This window comes from Cryobacterium sp. 10I1 (assembly GCF_035019805.1).
Classification (GTDB): Bacteria; Actinomycetota; Actinomycetes; order Actinomycetales; family Microbacteriaceae; genus Cryobacterium; species Cryobacterium glucosi.
In genome coordinates, this window is the sequence record NZ_JASJVF010000023.1 from 1 (window position 1) to 25,298 (window position 25,298).

The following is a 25,298-nucleotide window of genomic DNA, read 5'->3' on the forward strand; positions in this document are numbered from 1 at the left end:
CCTGCGAAACCGGGCTGGTCGAGTCGACCGCAAACCCGCTTGCCGTTTTCACCCGCCATCGGAGTACGTCCCGGGCGACGCGCTCCCAGACAGAGTCACCACGTCCCACGACCGCCGATACCTCCGAGCGACGGTATCCCCGGTCGCTCGAGGGCCAGTCGCGAAGCTCAGGGCTGGTCATGCGTCACGTCCTTCACCCCGTCCAACGGGCTCTTGACCGGTGCCTCGCTCGTGCAAGTGTCCGCGACGTCGCGAACGCGAGCCACTGATTCGCAGATCGCTCCAGCTGAAGCCCTCCGAATCGGGCAACGCGTCGCGGATTTGTGCGTCGTTGAAGGCGAGATGTGGACGGAGATCGTCCGGTAGCTCCGCAGCCGGAAGAGCAGCGTCCGTGACGCCTTCGGCCAGCATTCTCGCTTGGGCTTTCGCCAGAAGCGGCACCGTCATCGCCCATTCTGTGAACTGCGCCAGGACATAGTGGAACGCGACTGGCAAACGTACGATGACCAGGCGGCGGTTGAGAACTCGGGCAACTCGACGAGCGGCTTCGCTCAGCAGCAGGGTCTCGCCGCCGCGGACGGCGACGGTTTGATCTGTCAGGCGAGCGTCGAGCGCGGCGACCAGAATGTCAACAAGCTCACCAACCGGGACGGGGCTGATCGACTTCTCCCGAAGTCCAACAGAGGCGAAGATCGGGATCGTCTGGATTGTGCGGCTGAGGTGATCGACGAGGTGGTCGCCGCGGCCGTAGATCATTCCCGCTTTCAGAATCGTGTAGTCCAACCCTGAAGAACGAATCATCTCCTCGGCCGCCCATTTTGACTCGTGGTACGGCGAACCGGATCCTGGGCGGGCGCGCAAGAAGCTGAGCATCACGATCTTGCGGACGCCCGCGCGTCGTGCCGCTTCGATCACCGCGGCCGTGCCTTGCACGTGGACACGGTTGAAGGTCTGCTCACCTATTTCACGGTTGATGCCTGCGCAATGAGCCACCACGTCGCAGCCCTCAAACGCCCGTGTCAGCGCATCCACATCATCGACGGGCGTGCCAGAGCGGCGAGACACGACTGACACGTCGGACGCCGCGAATCGTTCCGCGAGGTGGCTGCCGACGAATCCGGTTCCACCAGTAATGGCTACTCTCATAGTCTGACTATGGCGTACCCCGCAGCTACTCGTTACAACCTTGTCCGTCCCACTCGCACAATGCGCTTGGCCCACCCCCTTCCGAAGCCCTCCCAAAAGACGGACGGCTATCGACGCGGTTCTTGAGCAATTCGGCCGCAGCGATCAATCTGCCCTTCATGAATGAACTATTGATTGGCTACGCACGCGTATCCACAAACGAACAAGACCTGACCGCTCAACAGAACGCCCTTGAACGGCTCGGAGTCAGGCCAGCTCTCATCTACACAGATCACGGCCTGACCGGCACCAACCGTGCTCGCCCCGGCCTTCGAGAGGCTCTCGCCGCGTGCCGCGGCGGTGACACGCTAGTCGTTGCCAAGCTCGACCGGCTGGCGCGTTCCCTTCGAGACGCCAAAGACATCATCGACGAGCTCACCGCCAAGGATGTGAAACTCAGCATCGGAGGATCTGTTCACGATCCCAACGATCCTGTCGGGCGGCTCCTCTTCAATGTGCTCGCAATGGTTGCCGAGTTCGAGTCAGATCTCATCCGAGCCCGAACCCGTGAAGGCATGCAGGTAGCGAAAGCGAAAGGGCGACTGCGCGGAAAACCACCCAAGCTCTCAAACGCACAGCAACGGCACCTGATGGAAATTCACGATGCTGGAACGCACTCCACCGCAGAAATCGCCGAACTCTTCAACGTCGCCCGCTCGACGGTCTACCGAACCATCCAACGACAATTGGCACCAAAACACTGAACGCAACTATCGACGTTCCCGTTGCACCGAGACCAAGTCCTGCAACGGGAATGCCTTGCGGGCGATTATTCGTGAACGTCAGCTTCGGCTGTTCCGAGTTTGCTCACGGGTCGGATCATCGCCAGGCGCGGCCAGGATTCCAGCCCTCGCGCGGCTTCTGTCTCCATTCGAGCGCCCATAGCCGAGCCCCAGTCACGTGGCAAGAAAACACGGAAGCCGAGGCGCTCATAGTATGGCGCGTTCCACGGAACGTCTCGGAATGTGGTCAGCGTCACAGCGGGGAGTCCGCGTTCACGTGCCCAAGAGTCAGCCACGACAATCAGTTGCGCTCCGATTCCGCGACGTGCATGCTCCGGGTGGACCGTGACCTGCTCAATATGGGCAGCTCCGTCCACCTGCTCCAGGAGCAAGTAGGCGACGATTACACCGTCGACGAGCCACACAAACGCTCCATGGTCCGCGACGAAGCGTTGGAAATCCTGCCTGCTGATCGGTTGATCATCGGCGACTATCGCCATGTTGATGTTGCGGAACGACTCTCCGGCGGCTCGCTCGATCTCGGTGATCCGGAAGTGGTCCTCGAGACTGGAAAGACGTCGCACCTTTCGATTCTCCCATTCCCGCTCAGGACCTACTCGCACAGGAACCCTCACTGCTGATTGACCTCCTGTCGTGCTTCCCACGAAGCAGTCTGTAATCGCGAGCCCCACGCCGATTGTGTCTTGCCTATTGTATTTTCTGGGTGAGACAATGGGGCATACACAAAGGAGCGTGCATTGTGGAACTACTTAGTGACCTCATGGAAAATCTGAGCCAATCAACGTGGCTGGCGTCCGGCGGCCTCGTTGTCCTTTCGATTGCCATCCTTACGTGCGCGAGACTGGGTGGTCCCCGAAAACTGGTGGTTAGGCGACTCGTTTCGTCGATTGGCCTTCCCGTTGACGAAAGAGCAGACCAAGCGGTTAGCGCCGCACAAGGTCGACGTGCCGTCGGCATCGCGATAGGTGGCGTGGTCGGCACGGTCTCGGCAACCTGGTTCGTGTGGCTCGTGGGCGCTGATCGCGACGGGCCGGCGCCTCTCTTCCTGATCGGAGCATATGCCGTCGCGGCCTCACTCGGTCGCGCGGTGGCGTCGATTTCGGGGGAAGCGAAGAAACTGGGCGGGACCGACCATGTTGCCCACGTCCGGTTCAGGAATCTCAGCGACTATATCCCCGGTTGGGAAAGGGTTGCCGCCCGCACAATGGTGGGAGTGGCCATCGCCACCCTCAGCTTTGAAATGGCGCTGCCATGGATCGCTACCGACGATTTGGGGCAAGTCTTTCCCGAAACGTTCAGCGTGGCAGCGACGGCAACTCTTCTGGCCGTTGTGGCGCTGATCGGATTCGAGGTCGGGGGCAGACTGATTCTGCGAGTTCGACAGAGTCAAGGATCAGAATTGGGTTTGGCGTGGGATGACCTGCTGCGTTCGTTCGCAGTCCGCGACCTGGCCACCGCTGCGTTTCTATTGGGAACCTTTGGAGTCTTCTTCGCTGTTCAGGAGGTTCTGATGGCCATGAACCCCATAGACCCGCCGTTCATTGCGTCTGCTGCGGGCTTCAATCTGGTGGGCACATTCGTGGTCATCGCCGCCGCGTTGGAGTCTCTGCTGCCACGACCTCGGCAGCACATCCTCCGTCGCCGGTACCCTGACCTGGTCAGCGTCGGTGCCCAATGATTCTCCGAATTGATGCAGCGTCTCCGACACCGCCGTTCGAGCAACTCCGGCTACAGATACTCACCATGATAAACACTGGTGCTCTCGTCCCCGGAACGCGTCTGCCCACCGTTCGGGCCCTTGCCGCGGACCTTCGTCTGGCACCGAACACAGTCGCCCGGGCATACAAAGAACTTGAAGAAGCTGAATTGCTGCAGACCAGGGGCCGAGCTGGCACCTTTGTCAAAGCTGGTACAGACACGGCGGCCCATCACGCGGTCAAAGCCGCGCGCGACTACGCGGACCTGATGCGGAAGCTTGGGGTTACAGGCCAAGAAGCCATTTCCTACATCAACGCCGCCGTGCAGAACTCCGGCCTGAGCGAGACAATAGACTCCCGGCCGATCCCCATAGGCGATGAGGCCACCCCCGAAATCTAACAATCGGGTAAACCGGGCAAGTCCAGAGCCATTTCTAATGGTTAGTAGCTGGCCTGGGGCTGGCTGGCCGGGAGCGCCGATGCTGTGTCACATGGGAACCCTCAAAAGCAATCCTTCGCAGTCATTCCGTGAGTACCCCTTCGGATTGGCCATTGACGGGTGCGTAGGGTGAGGTCATGCGAAATGAACGAGGGTTGTTCCCTTGGTGGGTCACACGAGTGTTCTTTTCCCTCGGCGCTATGTCGATCTTCTCTTTTGTTTTCCAGGTGCTTCTTCGATCAGCAAGTCCCTATTCTTGGGTCCTGATTCCGGTCGGTCTTGCTCTTATCGCGGTGTCTGTCCGTGGCCCCTGGGACAGTGAGGCTAGCGGTCGGAATCGGTCCGTTCTCGGATTTAAGGCACGGCCTGGTCCCGACCAGGATCGCTAGTTGGCGCTCCGCAGAACTTCGCCGTAGCGGCTCGGGTTCGGAGCGCCGCGGAAGGATCCTTGAGCAGGGCCGCCGCAAGGTCATCGAGGACGAGCGATGCAGCTGTAGGCGGTGCCGTTATCTGCCGTGAATCCACGAAAGGAAACGTTCCTTTCGTGAGCGTCGTTTCCGTGCCACAGCTTCGGCGCTCAGCAGTGGCCGCCAACCAAAGTGCTCTCGTTCAAGTCTCTCCTCTTCGACTCCAAGGGGCACCCACTCGAATTCCCATTCACGCGCCAGTTCTTCGAGGTAACTGCCGTCGTCAATGTAGTTGTCCCCCGGGGCGTCTGGTTTGGGAGAAGGGTCAATCACCATGACCCACCAGTCGTCCTTGTGTTCCGGATAGATATAGGCGTAACGACCGGCCCACGGACCCGCTTGGATCCTGGCGATGCGTCCTTGCTCACCCCAGAATTCTTCCCCAAGCCACATGCTCAGACCCTACAGCGCTAGCCATTGGGACATGCGAACCACCCCGGCCACCGCTGGACATTTGCCGACGCGGGCAATGGACGCTGATCTGCCGAGCTCCCTAGCCTGCCCGCAAGCCGGACGCTCAACGGACACTCCCGCGCCGTTACTGGGCTCCGCAGCACGCCTTGAAGCGAGGTGCCCGTATAGCCCGCCCGTAAGCTTTTCGCACTCAGGTGCGTCAAATGCACGAGGTCAGGAAAGGGCCTGAGGCTCCTTGGCGTGTTATTTATTCCGTTTCGTGAGCTGGCCCCTTGAAGAGCCTGAATACGTGGCGACGGAGCCGAGTATTCGGGAGATGACCAGGCGCCTGAACGCTGCCCTGGGCGAGACGCTCGTCGCCGTGCTGGCTGACTCGAAAGATGCCACGGCCTCGCACGAATGGGCCACAGAGGGCGGCCCACAGCCGCGACCAGAGGCAATACCACGACTCGCTTTTGCCTACGAGCAGTGGCAGAAGATCGCCGAGGTCGAGGGCGAGCAGGTCGCCCGGGCGTGGTTCATCGGGGCGAATCCATGGCTGGACGACGACACCCCCGTCAACGCAATCCGCGAAGGTCGGCTCGAGGAGGTCGGCCACGCTGCGCAGGCTCTCGTCGACGATTCATTCAGCGGCTGAGGCTGAGGCTACGCACCGCTCCATTGACGATCGACCCGTGACGAGGGTGTCACCCGCATAGCTAACTGTGGAGCACCCATGGATGCGCCGCACTCGCGACCCGCTGCAGGAAGCCATACAGTGAACGCCATGCATGACGCGCCCAAAGAGACCCTGCTCCCCGCAGACAGCTTCCTGGGAACCGGAATCCTGTGCGCCCTAGACATTGACGGCGTGTTGAACACCATCGACGTCGAGCAGTGGGAGCGCAATCGCCGGACCGGGCAATCATTCGAGAAGGCGATGCCGCCTGTGGTTGACGGCTTCGAGCGTCGTCATGTCCGCACCGCTCACGGTGACAAGTACTGGGTGGACATCGACCCGAAGGTCATTGACGCACTCGATAAATTTATCAGCGCCAATAACATCGAACTCGGTTGGCTGACCACCTGGGGCCCGAACGTGCTTGCCTTCATTGAGCAGGCGCTCGACGGGAAGCTGGCGGGTGGATTCGTGCTGGCCAAGAAGCCCGAGCGCCGCCGCGGCGCCGTACCTGCGGAATGGAAACGTGCAGCGCTCCGTGCCCGGATCGAGAGCACCGGGCAGCCTTGGATCTGGGCGGACGACGAGGAGATCGCGATTGGTCGCACCTGGCCGGACTTTGACGATGACCCGATCTTCGCTGTGCCGCACTTGATGGTCGAGCCGGCGCCCACGATTGGGCTCACTGTGGACCACGTCGTTGCCATGGAGCGGTTCGCTGAGTCACTCTGAGCCACAAGATCATTGACAGATATAGTCCGACATCGGACCACATTTGTATGCACCTCTCTACGTCTCAACCGCGCAGGTCCTGATTGACGACGTCTAGGCGCTGAAGGAGCCAATCACCACTCTTCTTGCTCTTATTCGTGTTTAGCAAGGACAAGCACCATCTAGGCCGAGTTGGATGATCTTGACTGACGCATCCAGGCAGCGATGGCTTGAAGTGAGCCCTCGCGGTCGCAACGCGCACCGAGATGCTGCCTAACGGTACCGATCGGCGGCATGCACTCGAGGAAGACATCTAGCCGGTTACGAGCTCGCTGTCGTGGCGAGAAAAGAAACTACTTAGCGGCGGGCGACTGAGAAAGCTTGACGATCCACTTTGGCGTCTCCACGCCGCCGCGGCGGTCTGCGTTCACTCGAACACGCGCGGCTACGGCCTGAGCTTTCGGGCTAGGTCGACTGTCACTCTGACGTTGCTGAATCTCGTTGATCGTCATGGTGGGCCTCCTGTTCCTGTACTAATTATGCGTGAGGTAGCCTGAAAATACCACGCCTGATTGCAGGACGGATTTCGTTGATGGGTAGTTGATGGAGTGGCACCTACGCGCATCGGGTGGCCCGGGAATACGCGGAAGTTCCACGAGATTTTCGTTGACTACTGACCACTCTCGGCGACACAACTCGGCCGGCGCCTGATGACACGGTCTTCCCGCCTCGATCTCTGCTCGACAGCCAGCGGCGTTCTCGGTCATTGGCAGAGCGGGGCCGAACGGGAGTGCTGTGCGGTGCCTGGAAAACAAGAAACCCCCCGCAATAGCGAGGGGCATCTGAGGTAGTCACGCCGGTCCATGCCCGACGCTCATACCGGCTACGTTACAGTCAATCAGCCATAGAGGCGTTGCTTGGGCGAGCACAGCGTCACATACATAGGGTTAATACAGATTAATAGAGATTGATAGAAATAGTCGTGTGCCAGGGAGCGAAGATGATCACCATCACAGAGAGCGACGGGCGCGGTCTTCCTCATCGGCGCGATCGTGGATCTCGGCGACTCGCTCGGCCATTCCAGGCTGCGCCAAGAGGGCGTCGAGGCGGTCGTTCCCATCGACAAATTTCTTAGCCAAGTTCATTCCTCCCTGTCGCTGCGCAGAAAATGTGACTTCAGTATCCTACGAAGAAGAAGTCACGGCGCGAAGGAGTCCCGAATGCCCGACGCAACGACCAACACCGAGGTCCAGAAGAGCCTCCAGGGCCTCCGTGATGCCGCCGAGGCACAGGGTCACGACGATGAGCTAGTGGTCAGCCTTCTTCGAGAAATGACTGACTTGATAACGAAGCGCCAGCCCCGTGGTGGCGCGCTCTCTGACGAGCAGGTCGCGTTCCTGATCGAGTCGGGAGATTTCACCGAAGAAGAATTCGCCGAGACCGAGGCCAGCCTCGCACGAGGCGACTTGGTGAAGCTGGAGCGCACGACTCGGCTGGGGGCCATCACTGATTCGCTCAGTGTTGCCGAGGTTGCCCAGGTGCTGAGCGTGGACGCAGCACGCGTGCGCCGGCGCCAAGCCAAGGGCGACCTCTACGCTTTCCTGGCCGGCGGCAAGCGCCGCTACCCTCTCTGGCAGTTCACCGGCGATCCAGCGCAACCGGTCCTCCCGGGCCTCACGGTGCTGGTACACGGTCTCCCGGCAGACATGCACCCCGCGAGCATCAAGGGGTTCATGAGGACCCCACAAGAGGATCTGCGGGTCGACGGCGAACGGATGACACCGGTGGACTGGCTGCTGAATCGCGGCGACGCACAGGCGCTCGTGTCCATCCTGGGGAGCTTCCTGCAGATGTGAGACCCCGCTCGGCGTTCGTGCAGCCCAGGTGCCGGCTATCGGTTTCCGGACACGCGATTAGCCGACCTAACCGTTCCGCTGACCAGCGAAAGATACTGATCGGCAGTCCAGCAAACAAGTTGAGTCGCAGACTCTGACCGTTTCAGCCAGCACGCTCGACCATCAGCATCGTCCCGGCTCGCTTGCCGAGCCTGAACCGACGACCAAGTTCCGGTCCACCAGGGACAACAACTTCTACGAGTGCCTCGATATCAATCTTCTTGCCGGAGGCGGAAGGAGTGACCTCCCGGACCCGGTACCCGGTGCCATCCCAGAGCGTGATCAGGTCACCAATTCGGACATCGGCAGCCGGGCGTCGATCAGAGTGTTCCATGCCCTAAGCATGCCCTGCTCTGCGAGTCGGTCGGGGCGGTCACGGTGATGGCCCCGCCGTCGGAGTGAAGCGTTGTCACGGTCTCTCCTGAGGCGCATCTGGTGGCCAGAATTGTCTCCCACGCGCCACCATGCGCGGCCTATGGCGCGCTTCGCGCCCGGGTTCACCCAGCGATAGGCTCAGAGGTAGGTTCGTCGTCAACTTTGCCTGAAGTCGCGAACGCTACCTACGTAATGGGGGACAGACGATGTCGCGGCTTACAGATCTCCTGCGCGCTGCGAAGCAGCTGGACCCGCAGCTGGGTGCCGATCTCGAGGAAGAGCTCAAGCCTCTTCAGAAGCGCCTGCCATTCGGGTTGAACTTCGAACGCCACGCGCCCGAGGCCGTCGAGCTGGCGGGGCACAAGATCCGCAAAACGAGCAAGGTCCGAGTCCTTCCTCCTCGCGGCTCGACCGCGCGCGGTGACCAGCGGCTGTGGCGCGTTGAGTCCATTTCGGGCGACATCGCCGAGATCTCACTCTTCGACGCGGCCGAGCCCGAGAACACGACGGTGCCGGTCGATGATCTCGTGCTCGTTGCAGAGTTCCGTGACCGGATCTACCCGGGCCTGCGCCCCGACGGCACCGTCGAGCGGGGCGGGGACAAGCCGTTTCACACCGTCATCAACGGCGAGAACTTCCACGTCTTGGAGCAGCTGACCTTCACTCACGAGCACGCTGTGGACGCGATCTACATCGACCCGCCGTACAACTCTGGCTCTCGTGACTGGAAGTACAACAACGACTATGTCGAGGGTGACGATCTCTACCGCCACTCGAAATGGCTGGCCTTTATGGAGAGACGCTTGAGGATCGCCAAGCGACTGCTGAAACCCGAAGACTCAGTTCTGATCGTCACGATCGACGAGAAGGAGTACCTGCGCCTCGGCTTGCTCCTTGAACAGACCTTCCCTGAGGCGCGGATCACGATGGTCACGTCGTCAATCAACGGTGCAGGTTCCACCCGGAGTGGGACTTTCAATCGCTCCGCGGAGTACCTGTACTTCGTTCAGTTCGGCGCTTCCGCGCCTGTGGCCTTGCCACTCGCCGAAGAGTGGAATCCCGTCGCGACGCGGAACAAGAATGACATTCGCTGGAACTTGCTGATGCGCTCGGGGACGCAGCCGTTCCGCACCACGCATCCCAATCTCTTCTATCCGGTCTACGTTACAAATACTGATGACGGTCCTGTGTTCGATTCGGTAGGCGAACCGTTCTACGGTGAGGGCTGGAAAGAACAAGCTTCGCCGGATGGCACTACGGCCGTTTGGCCAATCAGGCGGGACGGCCGAGAAGGCCGATGGCAAATCAGCCCAACCGCGCTGCGTGAGCTGATCGGTAGCGGAAGCGCGCGCTTGGGGAGGTGGAACGACTCACGGACGACCCCCTACTACCTAAAGCAAGGTGAGCGCACGAAAGTTGCGGACGGAACGTTCAAAATTTCTGGTCGGCGCACAGACGGCTCAATTATTACGGACAGTTCTGACTACCTCGCAAGGTTCGTGCCGACCGATGTTTGGCGCATCTCATCGCACGACGCGGGAAACAGCGGTTCCCGTCTCATCTCGACACTGATGCCGGATCGGAAGTTCCCGTATCCCAAATCCCTGTACGCGGTAGAAGACGCACTGCGATTCTTTGTTTCGGACAACCCCTCCGCAATTATCCTCGACTTCTTCGCTGGCTCCGGGACGACTGCTCATGCGGTCATGCGCCTCAACAAGCAGGATGGCGGCACGCGGCAGTGCATATCAGTGACGAACAACGAGGTATCGGCCGAGGAGCAGGCGAAACTCCGCGAGGGTAGCCTCCGCGCCGGGGACCCCGATTGGGAGACGTGGGGCATCTGCGACTACATAACCAAGCCGCGCATCCGCGCCGCAATCACAGGTCTCGCCCCGGACGACGTACCGATCAAGGGGGACTACAAGTTTGTCGACGAGTTCCCAATGTCCGACGGCTTCGATGAGAATGCTGCTTTTTTCACGCTCACATATGAGTCACCGTGGATGGTCAGCAACGATCGTGCATTCGCGGCAATCGCGCCGATGCTTTGGTTGCGCGCCGGCGCTCAAGGTAGCCGAATCGACTCGCTGGATGATGGCTGGACCATCGCAGAGACGTATGGCGTTCTCAAGGATCTCGACCGGTCGTCCGAGTTCGTCGCCGCACTGAAAACGGTCGAAAACTTGCGCATCGCGTACATCGTCACCGACGACGAGGGCCGCTATCAGCAGGTCGCAAATGAGCTCCGCGGGATAGAGACGGTCCGCCTTTATGAGGACTATCTACGCAATTGCGAGAGCACAGGAGACTACTGATGCGTTACACGCTCAAGGACTATCAGGACGACGCCGTCGGCGACACGCTCCGCGAACTCGCCTCGGCGAGAGACTTCTATCGCAGCGCGAGCAAGCGTGTATCTTCGGTCGCGCTAACGGCCACGATGGGAGCGGGTAAGACCGTCATGGCCGCCGCGGTGATCGAGGCATTGTTCTGGGGCAACGACGATTACAGTGTGTCACCGGACCCTGGCGCCGTGGTGCTGTGGTTCAGCGACGACCCCGCGCTCAACCAGCAGACCCGGCACAGGTTAGAACAGGCATCGGACCGTCTCCGCAATCGGCTTGTGACGGTCGAACACCCTTTTCGGTACCCAAAACTGCATGCCGGGCACGTCTACTTCCTCAATACGTCGAAGCTCTCGAAGAACAGCCTCCTTGTGCGAGGCCACGATGACTCGAACACCCTCGATGGTGTGTCAACGCACCCAGACACAGTGCCTTTCACGTTCTGGGACACGCTGCGCAATACCATCGAGGACGAGGGGCTCACGCTCTACATGGTGCTCGACGAGGCCCACAAGGGTATGGGCAAGCGCCCCGTCGAAACCCCCACCATCGTGAAGCGGCTCATCAACGGGCACGGCAGCGTGCCGCCAGTGCCGATCGTCTGGGGCGTCTCTGCAACTGTCCAGCGGTTTGAGGAGGCGATGTCCGCCGCGGAGGTCCAGTCGAACCGAGTGCACCTCGGTACGGTGCAGGTCGACCCGGTCCGGATCCAGGAATCAGGGCTACTGAAGGACGACATCGTCCTGGACTTCCCCGCCGAGACGGGCGACTTCAACACCGTGCTTCTGCGACGGGGCGTGCGCAAGGTCAAGGCGCTGTCCGCAGCGTGGGCTGTATACGCAGCCGAGCAGGGCGACGAGGCGATCAAGCCGTTGATGGTGCTCCAGGTACCGAACAAGCCCGCTCCCGATGAAGTCGCCTCCGCCATCGACGTGATTCACGACGAGTGGCCCGAGCTCGAATCCGACGCATTCGCGCACGTCTTCGGAGATCACACCGCCCAGACGTTTGGCGCTCACAGCGTGCCATACATCTCACCAGAACGGGTGCAGGACGCCACCTACGTCCGCGTGCTGCTCGCGAAGGATGCGATCAGCACTGGCTGGGACTGCCCCCGTGCCGAGGTGATGGTTTCATTCCGCCCTGCAAAGGACGAGACCCACATCGCGCAACTCCTCGGCCGGATGATCCGTACCCCGCTCGCTCGCCGCATCGAGGGTGACGATCTGCTGAACAGTGTCGAGTGCATCCTGCCGAAGTTCAACAAGGCCACAGCCAGCCTCGTGATCGAGAAGATCATGGGCAACGATCTGATGGGCGGAGGAGGCACCGGTCAGCGCGTGCTGGTTGACCCGAAGCTCATGACGCCAAACGCAGTGGTGCCTGACGAGGTCTGGACTCTGTTCAGCGCCCTTCCTGCGGAGACGCTGCCGCGCAAGCACGCCAACCCGATCAAAAGGGTGACCTCGCTAGCGCACGCGCTTGCTGCTGACCAGCTCCTCGCTGACGCTGGAAAGCTCGCCCACGAACGTCTTCATGGTGTGTTGAATGGAGTCGCTGCCCAGTACCCGAAGGACATGGCCAAGGCCGTGGAGGACGTGCTGACGGTCGCAGGCACCACGCTTCACGGGTCAGCGCGTTATGGCACACGGGCTGACGGCGCGTTCATCGAAGTCGCGGACGACAGGGCCATTCAAGACTCCTACCGCAGCGGTGCGCGGACGATCACGCCTGACGTCGCGCGCACATACATCGAGCTCCTGACCGAGGACGCCGAGGACGAGGAGGCGTTCCGCGATGCCCACGTCAAAGTCGCCTCTCTCGCGATGCTGCCGCAGACGCGCCCGGCGCTCGATGCCGAGGCCGACAAGATCGCAGCCGAATGGCTGAACCAATACCGTGTTGCGCTCAAGTCGCTTCCTGAGTCCCGCCAGAGCCTTTATGCCGAGATCACGGCGATGAGCACTGATCCTCAGCTCATCTCGATGGCCTTACCGAGAAATCGCCAGGAGGAGACGAAGCGCGCCGTCGGCGAATCAGAGCAATTGCTCGATCGTCGACCTCTGCACCTGCTCGCAGACGAAGTGGGCATGTTCCCTGTCGGCAAGCTCAACCCGGACGAGGTTGAGGTTATCGACACGGAGATCGCGCACGGCGACATGCTCGCCTGGTACCGGAACCCGACCGGGGGACGGGACTCAATGAGCATCGCCTACCAGGACCGCCATGGTGACTGGCGCACGCTACGGCCTGACTTCCTGTTCTTCGTCAACACCGAGTTCGGCGTGCGAGCGAGCATCGTCGACCCGCACGGCTCATGGTTGCCTGACGCGGTTTGGAAGCTGCACGGCATGGCCCGTTTCGCCGAGGTCTATGGCGACCGGTTTCACCGGATCGAGTCCATCTCGCGGATCGACGGCGAGTTCCGTGTGCTCGACTTCAAGCTCGCCGAGGTGAGAGCGAAGGTCCTTGCCGAGTCTGACGCACGGTTTGCCTACGACAACGCAGCGGTGGCGTACTAACCGTGGGCAAAGCGAGCAGGCTGAAGGCCGACCGTGCGGCGAAGAGATGTCCGGCCTTAGAACGTCAGTCACCGGAAGACGAGCTAAGTGCTGCTGTCGTGGTTGTCGGCGAGCTCTTCGGAATTGAAGCAGACTGCGCGTCGGCAGCAGGTCTTCTAGTCGAAATCGGTGCGCAACTTGGTCACGTGCTCCGACCGCGACCTGTCTCTGTGATCATTCGCGAGAAGACGACGAACACGCTCCTGACGATGGGCCCGAGAGCGAGTGAGAAGTTCAGCGCCGAGCAGCTGTCGCGGATGGAGAACCATCGACCGGGCGGCCGAGACACGGGCCACATAGTTGTGACTTCTGACGATCACCGGCTGATGCTCGACCCCAACATGCGACAGTTGGGCAGCCATGGAATCAACGCGCCGAGTATCGTAATTCGCGTCCGCAGCACGGAGCCTGAATCAGGTGAGTGGGAGTTCAGCAGCGAGACCCTGGACCTCATCTACATCGTTGACGACGGGAACGAGGCGCTGCTGCCGCCCTATGAGAATGCGCGCCGCGAAAGCGTCGACTATGCCCGAAAGATTGCGGATGACATCCGCGCGGGTGTCGATCCAGTTTCGATCGCCGCTCGAATTAGGAAGAGCTGACGAAGCGCCACCGATGTCACCTTTTTCGTTCGAGAAGATGAAAGGTTCGTCATGCAGGTCAGATCCGAGCTCAGGACGTTCACTCCGACCGAACTCGCGGGAAGCATCAGAACTGAGTTGTTGATCATGGAGGGATCTACGTCGGATTCTCTGAGCCTCGAGTCCGAGCTGACTGCGCAACAGGTGCGGGATGTCATCACGGCAATTCCGGTACTTGTTTGGGAGCAGCCGTTCGACAGCTTCGACCAATCAGCGCGTGAGTCGGCGACGCTCCTGGAGCTCATCGACATACACGACGGCTATGCCTTACCTATGACTCTGAAGTGTGCCGAATCAACCCATTTCGCAGTTGAGGATGGCTATCTTCGGTTCTCATCTCCGTCGCGTGACCTGGGATTCTTGGTCGGCCAGCGATTCAAGATTCACGAACGTTTGGCGTGGTTCCTAGGCCGATGCCAATCAATCTCGATCGTAATATCTTCACGCTGCGCCATTCAAGTGCGGAGCATCTCAAACGATGGGGAGCGGCCTCGTGTTGCTGTGCACCGCGGGAGCTTTGATTCGAAGCAGTATTCAGCTCTCGTTCTTCATTCGGCGGATTGGTCGGAGGCGTTCATGGCAAACACAAGTCATTACGCGGGATCAGCCGATGATTCCGACCACCATTGCCGGACATACTTGGCAACACCAGAAGAGATTGACATCCCCCAAGGAATCGTCTATCGCGGAAGTTGTCTGGGTTGCGGAAGTGCGGGGCGTAGTACCGAGCACTGCACACCAAACTGGATTGCATCGGAGCACAAGGTAGTGCCCGTGACAGCACCGATCTTCTGCGCCCAATGCAACGGCCATTTTGGGAATGAACTCGAAGAACCGATTTCAACCCTGATCCGCAGTGGAAGTCTCGTTCGTGAACTTGGATCAGAACTATTCATCCGTTGGGCGATCAAGACGGCGCTCGCCCTATCCACTGCATCAGACTCGCCCATCGACGAGTCATGGATGCGGGCGATCCGCCTCGGGAAGGTGCCTGTGGGCTTCAGCGTTTTCGCCGATACGACAGTGAGAATGGCACCGGGGTACCTCTACATCGTCACGCAGTTCTCGCGGTCGTTCGTGGAACGAGGAGCATTCCTCTTCGCGTACGCAATGGATGGGCTCTTGTTCATTGTTCTTCGTGACACCACCGGTGCTATTGAACTCCCAGAATGGTCGAGAGTGCATCCGTCTGAGGTCGCCCGCAAACGGCAGCCGGAGGGACCGGATCTCAATAAGCTTCATTTCCAGATCATGGAGGCCATGACTGGCCGCGAGATGGGGCATGTCGAATCTCGAGCCAAGCCAGTCCGCTCCAAACGGGCTTAAGGCCAGGTCGCGGGCATCTAGCTGCTTCGCCCTCTTTGAGCTCGTCCATCAGGGTGCACCTCAGTGAGCAGGTCGAGATTCCTCCAAAATAGCGTCAATCAGGGTAGGTGATTGATATGATTGGACAGAAGCGACGGGGGATCTTAAGCATGACTGGACACAAAGGGCAAGTGGTTGGCTACGTGCGCGTCAGCGCCGCCGACCAGAATGAAGCGCGGCAGGTCGAAGCACTCGGCCCCGTGGACAAGATGTTCTCCGAGAAGGTTTCGGGTAAGAACGCCCACGACCGGGCACAGCTCCAGGAGATGCTCGCCTACGTGCGAGATGGCGACAAGGTACGGGTGAAGTCACCGGACCGCCTGGCCCGTTCGACGACAGACCTTCTCGCGCTCGTCGAACAGCTCAAGGGGAAGGGCGTTGCTCTGGAGTTCGTCGACAACCCCGCCTTGAATTCGGATACCCCGCAAGGGGAGTTCATGCTCACTGTTCTCGCCGCTATCGCTCAGCTGGAGCGCAAGACCATTCGCGAGCGGCAGGCAGAGGGCATCGCAATCGCCAAGCGTGACGGCAAGTACGAGAAGTCACCGAAGCTAGCACTGGACCAGATCGCACAAGCACGCGAGCGGATCGACGCTGGAGTGCCGAAGGCGTTGGTGGCCCGCGACCTAGGAGTGTCGCGCCAGACGCTCTACGCCGCGCTGAACGGCTCAGGGAAATACACTGCGCTGGCGGGACTCTAGAGCAATGTTGCCTCGCACGGACAAAGGCGAGCACCTCTCCCGAAGCGTGGCGGCAACTGCCGGCCGAAGGCGTTCCTGGCCGCCCGGCGTTCGCGCGGACCAACCCCGCGCGCGGCCCTTGTCGCTTTCCGCGCTCGCACACTACTCATCCGCGCCCAGGTCGACACTCGCCGTCATCCCGTACGGGGAACGGTCTGCGGACGACGGAATCCCTCTTACTATTCGGCTCGTGTTCCGCAAAGATCGCCACCAACCTTCGGCAGCGCTCGGGGTCGGTGGTGAGGCCATTGTCCAGGCCCCACAGCCAGTAGTCCACGCTGCGGTACAGGACCCATTTCCATGCCCGTTCGCGGTCGAGTTGTGCCTCGCGGACGACGGTGTCGAAGTGGAACAAGACTTCAGCATCATCTTTCATCTCGTCCAGCCGAGTCCACAGGATCCGGGCAAGGTCGTATTCGATGTCGCCGCGAAGTTGTACGGGGTCTACGGCCAGCCATGGCTCTCGTGTTCCAGCGAGGACCTGGTCGAAGTGGAGGTCGGCGTTGACAGCGTCATCGTGCGGAGTGGAATTCAGATCCCGGGCAATCGTGAGTGTTCGTTCGAGGATGGACCGATCGAACGGCTGGTCAAGCCGTTCCCATTCCGCAGCAAGCATGGGGCTTCGGGCAGCGACCACATCCGCCGTGGAGACCGCGGTCACGATGACATCCAACACCGTGTCGAGGAACTCCTCGGCGGCCTTGGGGTGAGCCGGCGCGTCAGTAGTGCTACCGCAGCAGCGTCCAGTTCTGATTTCGAAGGCTCAAGGGATTGACGTCGCCCAGGTTGGTAATTATTATTAACGCATCGAATTGGTTTGCATCATAGGGAGCAGCCATGGATTCGCTAGTGCACGCAACGACTGGCCACTTCATTGTGGTGACGGAGTCGAGTAGTCGATACCTCATTGATTTCGGTCGCCAAATTCTCGTTCGTCTCCCGAAAGTGGGCGACGGGCTGTACGAGACGATGCGGGGCGACCGCCACCCGGTCCAGCTGCTTCATCCAATGGAATGCGTTGTTGGTCGAAGCATGTGGCTGAGAATCAACCTTGGCGTTCCGGGTGTTCTGTTCACAGACAGGACGACATCAACGGTGGTTGCCATCGTCGAAGTCCCCGACGATAGCGGTGGTCAGGAACTTAATTTATTGGTCTGTGTCCTCAGCCAAGGCGCTGAGCGGGTCAACGGTGTTCCGGAGGCGCTCGCGGGGGAGGCTGGGCCAGATGGAGACTGTTGACGAGCTCACTGGTGACGAGGGCGGCATCTTGCGCGTGACGACCCTCGGTAGTACCCACATCGTCAACCTCATGCGGGGCACCATCACCCGCATCCCAGGCGTCGGACGGAGTGCCCGCATCAACGATGTTGAACGCCCACTGCGCACCCTTGACGCATGCAAAGTCGGTGAAGTCGGGCGGTGGACGATGATTTCAGACGACTACCTCACCGAGTGCTACTGGCATCACACCTCGACTATCCAGCGCATCGAACGCCTCACGGGGATGGAGCTCGTGAAGGCGACTGCTGAGGTCGCGCTCCAAAATATCGCTGCCGGCGATGGCCTGTTCACCGCTTCTGAGGTCGCTGAGATGATTGGCGAGAGCGACGCGCCTGTGCGCCAAATGTTTACGTCCGGCCAACTCATCGGTCTCACGTGGAAAGACGAGCTGGCCTTCCCTGGGTGCCAGTTCGGGCCCGACCATGATCAGGTCGCGGCGTTCGTCCAGCCGCTCATTGCCGCCGCTGCCGAGTTCGGCTACTCACTCCGAGGCTTGACGTTTTGGCTCTACTCGCCGACGAAGCACTTTGGTGGCGCGCGACCAGTGACGTTCATTGACGACCCAGAGGCGCTGGAGTCAGCCTTTCGCGCACAGGTGGGTGTCGAATGGTGACGCAGGGAGTCTCCCTTGACGAATTGGCCGAAGTCGGGCTTGAACCGGTGCGCGCCCAAGCGATGGGCATCATACGCGCTGAGAATTCGACACGCCGACCATCTCCTGCGAGACCGCGTCAACACGGGTGTACTACTGGGAACGTGAGCGGCACTCAATTTCGGACGCACTTCGTTGCAGGGCAATAGGTATCCCGATGTCGGGCGCACTGGTAGCCAACGCGCAACTGACTCAGGCGCCGGGAACAGACGCCCCCGATGTAATCCTCTCGTCGACCATTCGCTGGTTCGATTCCCAGAAGAAGAAACACGCTGCCAGGCCCACCCCAGCTCTCCTCCACGAGCACTTCGACACGAACACAGCGAGTCGTGTCGGCGCGAAGTATCCAGGGCGACGTAACTTCCACGGCAGCTACTGGTTTTCCGGCACCGCACAGCATGTGAAATTTGAATCCGGATTCGAGCAGACAGCGCTCATGGTCCTCGATTTCGACGGTGACGTAGCGGGAGTCGCCGCCCAGCCCTTCCTCATCGACTTCGGGAGCAAGCAAACGCCATCTACTCACGTCCCGGACCTCTTCTTCGTTCGCCGAGACGGGACGCAAAGTGTCCTCGACGTTCGGCCCGACATTCGGGTGGACGAGAGAGCAAAAGCGTCATTTCTCGCTACTCGCGAAGTTTGCGAAGGCATCGGATGGAACTACGACGTTTTCGCTTGGATAGAGCCCACCTACCTCAAGAACATTCAATGGCTCGCGAGATACCGCCACCCGCGGAATGCGCCTCCGGTCGAGTTCGGGCTCCGGCTGCTTGACTATTGCGCGCAACCGCGACGAATCAGCGACCTTGCCGCCGCATTTCCGCAGTGCAATCCCGCTCGAGTCCTTGTCTGGAGCTATCACCTTCTCTGGCGCCGAGCCCTCACCGTAGACATGCGTGCACCGCTGTCACCGCAACATCTCATTCAGGCGGTGCAGTATGCCTAGACAGGTGCAGCTCGGCAGCGAGCTCACCCTCGACGGAGCTAACTACCTCGTTGTTGAAATTGCGAACTCGACGCTCACGCTGCGGAACCTCGAAACTCGCGACCGTCGGCATATGCACATCACCGAGCTCTTCATGCGCGGGCAACTGGAATCGACAGAAACAGTGCCGATAGCAAGCGACGCAGACATATCTTCAGTCGCGACCATGAATCAGAAAGCGAACGACGATGCCGAGTTCTGGCGCGAGCATGTTGAGGAAGTGCTCTACGGGCGCAGATATTCGGCCGAACCGAGCGAGAAGACGCGGGTCAGATACGACCCGGGCGTGCGTGCTCTATATCGTCGTATTGAATCGAAGGTCACTGAACTGTCGCGGCCGCCGTACCGGCTGAAAGTTTCAGCGCGGACAGTCCGGCGGAAAGTCCGTCGATACGAGACTCTGGGGTTCGCGGGTCTTGTCGACAAGCGGCTACTCCGCACCGAAGGGCCACTCAACCGCGCAGACGAGCGCATCGTGGAAGTCCTGCAAGACGCAGTGGAGGACCAAACAAACCGGTCCAGCGTCACCCGAGGCAAAGTCATCGGCGACGCGGTGAAAGTGCTCCGCCGGCGATACGGCAACGACTTGAAACTCCCGCACATCTCGACGATGTACCGGTATCTGGACGAACTCACCGCCGGAAAAGAGACCTTCGGGCTGGCCACATCTCGACGGTCACGCGCCCGAAGCCCCAAGCACACTTACGGGCAACTCAGGGCCACTCGACCAGGAGAATACGCGCAAATCGACTCGACGAAGATGGATGTACTTGCACTAGATGAGCAGGGCAGGACTTGCCGCGTTACCGTCTCCATCATCATCGACGTGTTCACGTGCAGCATCATCTCGTTCGTGATGCGTCCCGAGGCATTGAAAGGCGTCGACCAGGCGCTGCTTCTCGCTCGAGCATTCGTGCCGGCGCCTTTCCGACCACACCACACTGAACAGATGAAAATGGCACAGTCGGGCCTCCCCTTCGAACACTTGCTCTCACTTGACGAGAGATTCGCAGATGCGCTCGCGATGCCGTACATCGTTCCCGAGACCATCACAACCGACAACGGCAGCGACTTTTTGACCCCCACATTTACTTCCGCTTGCGCAAAGTACGGCATCGCCATTTTGGAGTCGGCAACCTACTCGCCAACTGACAAAGCCAAAGTTGAAAGAACATTCGGCAGTATCAACAGCCTGTTCACTCAACACCTCAACGGATACGTCGGCAACTCGCCAGGAAACAGAGGCTACAAAGTTGAAGGACAACGCCTGTACTCCATCGTGACCTTGCAAGAAATCTTCGAAGAGTGGATTGTCCGCATATGGCAGAACCGCCCCCACCGGGGATTGCGCGACCCGCTCGCACCATCAATCTTGTTGACACCAAACCAGATGTACACGGCGTCTATCGGTGTGTCGCCAAGCCTCACACTCCCCGTTTCGGAGTCCGACTACATCGAGCTGCTCCCGTCGACCACGCGCACCATTCAAAGAGATGGAGTGCACATTGGCAATCGCGTATACGACTCCGAACAGCTGCATCCATTCCGCGCGACGAAATCGCCACGAAAATCAGATAAGGGGAAGTGGGAAGTCCGATTCGACCCATACAGCCCAGCCGTGGTGTGGGTGCGGAACTACGAAAAGGCCACATGGATGGAATGCGGTTGGAAGAATATCGACAGCTTCAACTCACCCTTCTTCACCGAAACCTGGCAATCCGCGCGCGAACTGGCCCGGGCGCAAGGACTGGGAGGAAGCGTCGACCACATCGTTGCGCTCCAACAGATTCTTGAACGCCGGGAACCAGAACTTGCAAAGGCTGCCACAAAGAAGGGGCGGAAGGAGACTGCCGACAAACTGGTTGCGCGTGACTATGTGCCTCGTCCGGAGGCTATGGCAGTGCCAAGACGCGAAGCTCTCAACCGGCTGCCGTACGTTGACCGAACCCTAGCGATAACAGGCACGAAACCCGACGGGTTAATGGATGGGAACGAGTCGCTCTAATGAAACTGCTTGATGCTTCGCCAACTGAATCCGTCACTGATCTGCCCACGCTGGAGGCGCGCCTGAGACGAATCTCGAACAGGCCGAGAGTCTTGACAGCGGAGGAGTATCTGCGACTGAGCGGTGAGGAGAGAGAGGTGTACGACGACGCTCGAATGCTTTACCTCAACCGCGACCTAACCGTGGACACTCCGGCTGTCAAAGCCGCGCTGACTGATATACGGCGCCTGCTGCTCACAAACTACGGAAAGCCTGCAGGGCGACACGGGCTGTTGCTCAGCGGGCCTTCTCTAGTTGGAAAGACGCACACAGCCTTCGCGATTCTCCACGCTGCTATGAATCGGTATTTGGCTGACTATCCGGAGCCACGCGCCGAGGGAAGGATTCCTCTCGTTTACCTCGAGGTTCCGGCCGTCGCAACGGCGAAGTCCATGATGCAGCAGTTCTGCAACTTTCTAGGAATACCCAGAGGCCCCAGGTACACGCTCGAAGAACTCACCTATATGGCGACCCAAATCATGCTTCGAGGAAAGACAGCCCTCATCGTTGTCGATGAGGTTCACAATCTTAGTTCCACATCGAAAAACACCAGAGACGCCATCCGTGCTCTCAAAGGCCTTTCGAACGTGCTCCCTGCCACGTTCATCTACTGCGGTCTGAACCTCGAAGGGAACGACCTACTTACAGGCGACGAAGGAATGCAGATTGCAGGGCGGTTCACGCTCCGCCGGATGTTGCCGCACTCATACGGCTCCTCGGATGCTCGTGACAATTGGACATCGACTGTTGAAGCGTTTGAATCAGGGCTCGGCCTAATCAAAAGTGAGGGGCGATGCCTTGAGGGTGAAGAAGAGTACCTCTTCAGCAGGACCAACGGGTCCATCGGCTCTCTCGGGTTTCTTCTGCGAGCGGCGGCCATCGAATTGCTCTTCGCCGACTCTATCCACGAGCACGGCGAGGAGAGAATCACACGCGAATTGCTGGACTCAATCCCTCTAGATATCGCCGCTGAACGCGGAGCAATCGCTTAAAGCTAACTGATGATGACGCAGATGGGTGAGCTTCCAATGCGGACGCGAGTCCGTCACCTCGAAACCGTAGATAGCTTTTGGGACAGGCTTAGCCACGCCAATTCAATTGAATTTCTGACCCATTCGCGACTCGAACACGGCAGACGTCAAGTTGTCGATGGTGCCGAGGATGCGGAGAACAATTTCGTAAATTCAGTGGAAGACCTCGGGAAGCTGCCAAGGGGTTGGTTCGAACGCCAACGTTTGGCGGCGAGCCCAAGCTGCTCGGCTCACGCGTGTGACTGCGCGGCGCTCCTCGGCGATAGCTTCTTCCTTTGCGTTCTTTGCGCCGCGGGTGTGAGCATCGCCCAATGCGCACATATCGGCGGATTCGTGTGTTCTCAGCACAACCGTTGGGTAGGGCCCGGCACTGACCCGTCATCTCAGATTTCCGTTGACGCTTTCCCAAGCTACCGCCGTGCTAACCAAACCCTGGCCCACCTTGCGCGCCTTCCCAATTTCGATACCTACCAGTTCACGACGCTTTGGAGAGTTGTCTGTTCATGGGCAGAAATCGACGGACACAACGAGGCTTTCCCGCTCGCAGCGCACCCAAAATACGACCGTGAATCTCACCGGTATGCGGAGACATTCCCCACAACGGTAGCGCTCCTGAAACAGCTGCTTTCCGGGCGATTCTTGACAAGCCTCCTAAGCCCGACCAACACCAAAACCGATGTGCTCGACCTGTTGGGCGAAGTGCTGGTCCGGGAAGTGCGCGGCCCCACCGGCAGCTTGGCGGAGGAGCTGCGAATCTGGTTGCGCCCAACCTTCTTCCGGGTGGCGACCGCGACGCGGGATGAGCCAGACGGGAAACGGGAAGCTGCGTATCCGGTTGAAAAAGTCTGGAGGCATGACCTATGCCTGGACGGTATCGACTACTCGGCTTGGCCACAGCTTCGCTCCGGCGTGATGCCAGGATTCCCGGAATTTAACAGCCCTGACTCCCCAATGCATATTGAACCCGTGTACACACGCATGGATAAGCCGAGCGCCTATAGTTCCTTGCGCAACACGCGGGGCGATTTGCGCATGGAGTTTTGGTGGCACGGCCTCGGCCGGCCCTTCGACACCCTCAGAAGCGGGGACAGTGGAAACTGCACCTGGATTTGCCCTAACGGGCATGTGACCACATCCATGTGCGAGGTGAAAGTAGCAGCGGCAAAGGCGGTCTGTGCATTCTGCAACCAGAAGCGTCCAATACCCGGGCTGAGCGATTTGGAAGCGACGCACCCGTTCACGGCGAGGTTCTGGAATCCGATTCGCAATGCGCCCCGCGAAATTCACACGGTATCGGCTGGCTCAGCATATGACGCTTGGTGGCGCTGTCCAGACCGAGGTCATGAGTTTCAGCGACCCGTCTACCAGTTCGTCGTTCATCCAAGCTGTCCAGGGTGCGGAGACCCCCATCGATACCGTGCCGTCATAGATGTTCGCTCGAAGTACCCACAGTTCGCTCGGCAATGGGACCCCGAAAGAAACTCTTCGCCAGAACCGCCACCACTGGTAGACGAGTACCGCAACGAGGTTTGGTGGATTTGCGATAAAGGGCATCCCTTCAGCTCGACGGTTCGCGACCGACAACGGCGAGACGGCAACTGCCCAATCTGCACCTCAAGACGCTTGCTGCCCGGGGTAACTGACCTCGGGGCCGTGTACCCATCGATTGCAGTCGAGCTTCACCCAACACTTAATGATGGCCTGCGTGCAGAGAACATCTTTGCCCATTCGCAGAAGAAGCTCTGGTGGCTCTGCCCAAACGGGCATGAGTACCAATGCGTTGTCGCGGTCCGAACCCGACACTGGGTGGGCTGCACAAAATGCACAGGCAGACGAATTGTTGAAGGCGAGACAGACCTCGGAAGCGCAGTTCCAGAAGTTGCATCCCGGTGGCATCCGACGATGAACGGGGCACTCACGCCTGCCGACGTGCACCCTGGCTCAGCTCAAAAGGCTTGGTTCACGTGCCGCTGTGGGAAACCGTACCAAACCGAAATCCGGATGATGCGCCCTGACAGATACTGCCGGAAATGCACCGACTATCTCCGGTGGCACGCTATTGCAAGGCGCGAGGGTGTGGGCGCTTCGCTCTAGAGTCGAGATGTGGCTAACTCGACCTGCCACGTACTTCGACAACGTCAGCTTGGCGGGCACGCCCAAGGCCTACGGGCTTGGCATTGGCACTGCCGATGGTACATTCTCGAGAGACTGGGGTCTGTCGGCTCCGATCGCCAATATTCCGGCTGATGGTTGGTCACTGCCGCTGACGGGTCTGGTCACGTTCCCGACAGGCGGCATATATCACCTGCAGACCCAGGCGGACGACGGAACCCGGATCTGGATCGACGACAACCTTGTCCTTGATGACTGGAAAAACGCGGCCTCCCATTGGTCCCCGGACGGCAACGTAACAGCGACAGCCGGCAGACATCCCGCATCAGGGTGGAGTACTTCGATACCGCTGCCACAGCCAGCCCCCGGTTGTACTGGACGGGGCCAGCCTGGCGTCGCGCGCGGTTCCGGTGAGCTCATCCCCATGAGCTCGCTACGCCCGGGCCATTGACAAGTGGCCAAGTCAGATGCGACAAATTTGACAGTTCTTAGTGAAATCGGTGGCCAACTCCTTGCGAAAGTGGCCAACTAAATCGCGAAACGACACCTGGACCGGTAGGACGGCGGAAGGCCGGGAGCGCACTGCGCCCCCGGCCTTCCTCGTTCGTTCCGGCCGGCTAGTGGGCGGCCGTGGCGTCGGCGTGGCCCGAAGCGTCGTGCCCCGATGCGTCGTGCCCCGTGTCCTGCGCTGCGCCGTGTGCCAGGTGCTCGGCGATCTTCTGGATCTCCGGGCCGTAGGTCCCGGTCCCGGCGTCGGTGGCGATCTGCTGGGCAGCGGCATCCTGCTGCTCCGCCGGCAGTGCCTTGAGCGCGGTCAGGGCGCTCTGCAGCTCGACCGGGAGCTTGTCGAACAGGGCGGGGTTGTCGACAAGGCTCAGGGCGAGCGCGTCGAGGTCCTCGTAGTCCGCGATCAGCACGACGTCCCAGTTGGGGTTCCCGACGACATCCGTGCCG

General features: G+C 60.1%; 28 protein-coding genes. 19 read left to right on the forward strand and 9 right to left on the reverse strand.

Annotation, left to right across the window (positions count from 1 at the left end; all coding sequences use genetic code 11):
• Positions 1 to 181: DUF1990 family protein (locus tag QN345_RS04020; RefSeq protein ID WP_323508463.1), on the reverse strand; the 181-nt coding region annotated here is incomplete at its 3' end.
• On the reverse strand, positions 178 to 1,146 hold the full coding sequence (locus QN345_RS04025; protein WP_322137076.1) for an NAD(P)H-binding protein: 969 nt from the start codon (positions 1,144 to 1,146) through the stop codon (positions 178 to 180). The genes QN345_RS04025 and QN345_RS04020, both read right to left, overlap by 4 nt.
• Before the next feature lie 158 nt (positions 1,147 to 1,304).
• On the opposite strand from QN345_RS04025, the gene QN345_RS04030 reads away from it, so the two are divergent.
• Positions 1,305 to 1,889 (forward strand): recombinase family protein, encoded by a 585-nt coding sequence (locus QN345_RS04030; RefSeq protein ID WP_322137398.1) that lies wholly within the window; start codon positions 1,305 to 1,307, stop codon positions 1,887 to 1,889.
• A 65-nt stretch (positions 1,890 to 1,954) separates the two neighbouring features.
• On the opposite strand, the gene QN345_RS04035 is transcribed toward QN345_RS04030, so the two are convergent.
• Entirely contained in the window at positions 1,955 to 2,332 is a 378-nt protein-coding gene (locus tag QN345_RS04035) for a GNAT family N-acetyltransferase (RefSeq protein WP_322137399.1), read from the reverse strand.
• Between QN345_RS04035 and QN345_RS04040 the strand changes: the two genes are divergently transcribed.
• From QN345_RS04040 to QN345_RS04050, 3 genes are all read left to right on the forward strand, one after another.
• Entirely contained in the window at positions 2,246 to 2,548 is a 303-nt protein-coding gene (locus QN345_RS04040) for a hypothetical protein (protein ID WP_323508466.1), read from the forward strand. The two genes, QN345_RS04035 and QN345_RS04040, sit on opposite strands and share 87 nt — an antisense overlap.
• Before the next feature lie 350 nt (positions 2,549 to 2,898).
• Positions 2,899 to 3,606: a hypothetical protein gene (locus QN345_RS04045; RefSeq protein ID WP_322137077.1), complete on the forward strand. Its 708-nt coding sequence runs from the start codon at positions 2,899 to 2,901 to the stop codon at positions 3,604 to 3,606.
• The gene (locus tag QN345_RS04050; RefSeq protein WP_322137078.1) at positions 3,603 to 4,025 is read left to right on the forward strand and encodes a GntR family transcriptional regulator; all 423 of its coding nucleotides are present in this window, start codon (positions 3,603 to 3,605) and stop codon (positions 4,023 to 4,025) included. Before QN345_RS04045 ends, QN345_RS04050 begins: the two co-directional genes overlap by 4 nt.
• A gap of 545 nt (positions 4,026 to 4,570) precedes the next feature.
• On the opposite strand, the gene QN345_RS04055 is transcribed toward QN345_RS04050, so the two are convergent.
• Complete coding sequence (locus QN345_RS04055) at positions 4,571 to 4,924, reverse strand: hypothetical protein (protein WP_322137079.1); 354 nt, start codon at positions 4,922 to 4,924, stop codon at positions 4,571 to 4,573.
• A 337-nt stretch (positions 4,925 to 5,261) separates the two neighbouring features.
• On the opposite strand from QN345_RS04055, the gene QN345_RS04060 reads away from it, so the two are divergent.
• Both QN345_RS04060 and QN345_RS04065 read left to right on the forward strand, forming a co-directional pair.
• Positions 5,262 to 5,582, forward strand: coding sequence for a hypothetical protein (locus QN345_RS04060; RefSeq protein WP_322137080.1), 321 nt, complete (start codon positions 5,262 to 5,264; stop codon positions 5,580 to 5,582).
• Between the two features lie 129 nt (positions 5,583 to 5,711).
• Positions 5,712 to 6,335: a hypothetical protein gene (locus tag QN345_RS04065; protein WP_322137081.1), complete on the forward strand. Its 624-nt coding sequence runs from the start codon at positions 5,712 to 5,714 to the stop codon at positions 6,333 to 6,335.
• A gap of 332 nt (positions 6,336 to 6,667) precedes the next feature.
• Here the strand turns inward: QN345_RS04065 and QN345_RS04070 are convergent, their stop codons facing one another.
• On the reverse strand, positions 6,668 to 6,826 hold the full coding sequence (locus QN345_RS04070) for a hypothetical protein (RefSeq protein ID WP_322141010.1): 159 nt from the start codon (positions 6,824 to 6,826) through the stop codon (positions 6,668 to 6,670).
• 498 nt (positions 6,827 to 7,324) lie between these two features.
• Entirely contained in the window at positions 7,325 to 7,453 is a 129-nt protein-coding gene (locus tag QN345_RS04075) for a hypothetical protein (protein WP_323508057.1), read from the reverse strand.
• An 81-nt stretch (positions 7,454 to 7,534) separates the two neighbouring features.
• On the opposite strand from QN345_RS04075, the gene QN345_RS04080 reads away from it, so the two are divergent.
• On the forward strand, positions 7,535 to 8,170 hold the full coding sequence (locus tag QN345_RS04080) for a hypothetical protein (RefSeq protein WP_322137082.1): 636 nt from the start codon (positions 7,535 to 7,537) through the stop codon (positions 8,168 to 8,170).
• A 142-nt stretch (positions 8,171 to 8,312) separates the two neighbouring features.
• On the opposite strand, the gene QN345_RS04085 is transcribed toward QN345_RS04080, so the two are convergent.
• The gene (locus QN345_RS04085; RefSeq protein ID WP_322137083.1) at positions 8,313 to 8,543 is read right to left on the reverse strand and encodes a hypothetical protein; all 231 of its coding nucleotides are present in this window, start codon (positions 8,541 to 8,543) and stop codon (positions 8,313 to 8,315) included.
• A gap of 247 nt (positions 8,544 to 8,790) precedes the next feature.
• On the opposite strand from QN345_RS04085, the gene QN345_RS04090 reads away from it, so the two are divergent.
• The 5 genes from QN345_RS04090 (at position 8,791) to QN345_RS04110 (ending at position 16,200) form a co-directional block, all read left to right on the forward strand.
• A complete protein-coding gene (locus tag QN345_RS04090; protein WP_322137084.1) occupies positions 8,791 to 10,902 on the forward strand; it encodes a site-specific DNA-methyltransferase in 2,112 nt (703 codons plus the stop codon).
• The gene (locus QN345_RS04095; protein WP_322137085.1) at positions 10,902 to 13,454 is read left to right on the forward strand and encodes a DEAD/DEAH box helicase; all 2,553 of its coding nucleotides are present in this window, start codon (positions 10,902 to 10,904) and stop codon (positions 13,452 to 13,454) included. The genes QN345_RS04090 and QN345_RS04095 overlap by 1 nt, the downstream gene beginning before the upstream one ends.
• Before the next feature lie 2 nt (positions 13,455 to 13,456).
• Positions 13,457 to 14,095, forward strand: a complete 639-nt coding sequence (locus tag QN345_RS04100) for a hypothetical protein (protein WP_322137086.1) — start codon at positions 13,457 to 13,459, stop codon at positions 14,093 to 14,095.
• 813 nt (positions 14,096 to 14,908) lie between these two features.
• Complete coding sequence (locus QN345_RS04105) at positions 14,909 to 15,460, forward strand: hypothetical protein (protein ID WP_323508464.1); 552 nt, start codon at positions 14,909 to 14,911, stop codon at positions 15,458 to 15,460.
• 149 nt (positions 15,461 to 15,609) lie between these two features.
• Complete coding sequence (locus tag QN345_RS04110) at positions 15,610 to 16,200, forward strand: recombinase family protein (protein WP_322141009.1); 591 nt, start codon at positions 15,610 to 15,612, stop codon at positions 16,198 to 16,200.
• Between the two features lie 145 nt (positions 16,201 to 16,345).
• Here QN345_RS04110 and QN345_RS04115 read toward each other — a convergent pair whose 3' ends face one another.
• Complete coding sequence (locus QN345_RS04115) at positions 16,346 to 16,900, reverse strand: aminoglycoside phosphotransferase family protein (protein ID WP_322137089.1); 555 nt, start codon at positions 16,898 to 16,900, stop codon at positions 16,346 to 16,348.
• A 188-nt stretch (positions 16,901 to 17,088) separates the two neighbouring features.
• Here QN345_RS04115 and QN345_RS04120 point away from each other — a divergent pair, with 188 nt between their 5' ends.
• The 7 genes from QN345_RS04120 to QN345_RS20530 all read left to right on the forward strand — a co-directional run bounded on the left by QN345_RS04120 (position 17,089) and on the right by QN345_RS20530 (position 24,795).
• Positions 17,089 to 17,478 carry a hypothetical protein gene (locus QN345_RS04120; protein ID WP_322137090.1) on the forward strand — a complete coding sequence of 130 codons (390 nt, stop codon included), beginning with the start codon at positions 17,089 to 17,091 and terminating at the stop codon, positions 17,476 to 17,478.
• Positions 17,465 to 18,133 (forward strand): hypothetical protein, encoded by a 669-nt coding sequence (locus QN345_RS04125; RefSeq protein ID WP_322137091.1) that lies wholly within the window; start codon positions 17,465 to 17,467, stop codon positions 18,131 to 18,133. The genes QN345_RS04120 and QN345_RS04125 overlap by 14 nt, the downstream gene beginning before the upstream one ends.
• Before the next feature lie 196 nt (positions 18,134 to 18,329).
• A complete protein-coding gene (locus tag QN345_RS04130) occupies positions 18,330 to 19,118 on the forward strand; it encodes a TnsA-like heteromeric transposase endonuclease subunit (RefSeq protein ID WP_322137092.1) in 789 nt (262 codons plus the stop codon).
• 4 nt (positions 19,119 to 19,122) lie between these two features.
• Positions 19,123 to 21,162 (forward strand): Mu transposase C-terminal domain-containing protein, encoded by a 2,040-nt coding sequence (locus QN345_RS04135; RefSeq protein ID WP_322137093.1) that lies wholly within the window; start codon positions 19,123 to 19,125, stop codon positions 21,160 to 21,162.
• The gene (locus QN345_RS04140) at positions 21,162 to 22,193 is read left to right on the forward strand and encodes a TniB family NTP-binding protein (protein ID WP_322137094.1); all 1,032 of its coding nucleotides are present in this window, start codon (positions 21,162 to 21,164) and stop codon (positions 22,191 to 22,193) included. Before QN345_RS04135 ends, QN345_RS04140 begins: the two co-directional genes overlap by 1 nt.
• Before the next feature lie 1,176 nt (positions 22,194 to 23,369).
• Positions 23,370 to 24,326 (forward strand): zinc-ribbon domain-containing protein, encoded by a 957-nt coding sequence (locus tag QN345_RS20525; RefSeq protein WP_416173191.1) that lies wholly within the window; start codon positions 23,370 to 23,372, stop codon positions 24,324 to 24,326.
• A 7-nt stretch (positions 24,327 to 24,333) separates the two neighbouring features.
• Positions 24,334 to 24,795, forward strand: coding sequence for a PA14 domain-containing protein (locus QN345_RS20530; RefSeq protein WP_416172979.1), 462 nt, complete (start codon positions 24,334 to 24,336; stop codon positions 24,793 to 24,795).
• Between the two features lie 166 nt (positions 24,796 to 24,961).
• Here the strand turns inward: QN345_RS20530 and QN345_RS04145 are convergent.
• Positions 24,962 to 25,298: hypothetical protein (locus tag QN345_RS04145; RefSeq protein WP_323508465.1), on the reverse strand; the 337-nt coding region annotated here is incomplete at its 5' end.